We start from the raw sequence: 1,371 nt of genomic DNA, 5'->3' as shown, positions 1-1,371 counted from the left end.
GCTGGTCATCCGGGGCGAGGCGGGACTCGGCAAGACCGCGCTGCTGGCCGAGATCCGGCGCGTCGCCGAACGCCGCGGCTGCGCCGTCTGGTCCGCGCGCGGCGCGGAGACACTGAGGTCCGTCCCGTTCCACGTCGTACGGCAGCTGCTCCAGCCCGCGCTGCTGTCCTTGCTTCCCGAGGAGGCCCGCGAGTACCTCGGCGACTGGCACGACATCGCCGGTCCCGCCCTCGGCATAGCGGAACCGCAGGCCGACAAGGCCGACCCGCAGTACGTCTGCGACGGACTCGTCGCCGCCGTGCGCCGGCTCTCCCGCCGCCAGTGGCCGCTGGTCCTGCTCGTCGACGACGCGCACTGGGCCGACCCGGAGACCCTGCGCTGGCTCGCCGCCTTCGCCGAGCGCCTCGACGACCTCTCCGTCCTCGTCGTGGTCGCCCGCCGGCCCGGCGAGGTCGGCGGGCACAGCGCCCGCCTGCTCGACGAGGTGGCCGCCGCGGGCCGCCCCGCCCACAACCTCAGCGCCCTCACCCCGGACGCCACCGCCGGACTCACCCGCGCCACCGTCGGCCGGCACGCCGACGACGCGTTCTGCCGCGAGGTCTGGGCCGTCACGGGCGGCAACCCGTACGACACCGTCGAACTCCTCGCCAAGGTCCAGGACAGCGAACTCCAGCCCGTCGAGGCGCAGGCGGGCGAGCTGCGCGCCCTCAACCGCGCCGCCCGTGGCGGCGGACTGGTCGACCGGCTCAAGGGCCTCGGCCTGGAGGCCACCCGGTTCGCCTGGGCCGCCGCCATCCTCGGCACCGGCATCACCGTCGACATGGTCGCCCAACTCGCCACCATGAACGACGAACTGGCCCGGACCTGCGCCGAACTCCTGTGCAACGCCCGCATCCTCACCGAGCCCCGGCCACCCGCCGGCACCGAACGCGGCGACGGCGAGCTGGAGTTCGTCCACCCCCTCATCGCCACCGCCGTCTACCACTCCATCCCGCCCGGCGTGCGCACCGCCATGCACGGCGTCGCCGCGCAGATGATCACCGAGCGCGGCCGCGGCGCCGCCGAGGCCGCCCGGCACCTGCTGAAGGTCCACCCGGACGACGACGAGGAACTGGTCGAGCAGTTGCGCGAGGCCGCCCGCGAGCACCTCGCCGTCGGCGCGCCCGACGCGGCCCGCCGCTGCCTGGAGCGCGCCCTGGCCGAGCCGCCCCTCCCCGAGGTGCACGCGCACGTCCTGTACGAACTGGGCTGCGCCACCCTGCTGACCAGCCCCGCGGTCACCATCGGCCATCTCCAGAGCGCCCTCGGCATGTCCGGCCTCGGAGGCGACGACCGGGTCGACGCCGTCGTCCGCCTCTCCCAGGCGCTGTT

1 protein-coding gene is annotated in these 1,371 nt (G+C 75.2%); it reads left to right on the top strand.

Annotated features, from left to right (window positions below):
* Position 1 precedes the first annotated feature (1 nt).
* Positions 2–1,371: AAA family ATPase (locus AB0947_RS24005; protein WP_366752393.1), on the top strand; the 1,370-nt coding region annotated here is incomplete at its 3' end.

This window comes from Streptomyces sp. NPDC047841 (assembly GCF_040704085.1).
GTDB lineage: Bacteria > Actinomycetota > Actinomycetes > Streptomycetales > Streptomycetaceae > Streptomyces > Streptomyces argyrophylli.
This window is presented reverse-complemented; position numbering and strand designations above follow the sequence as displayed.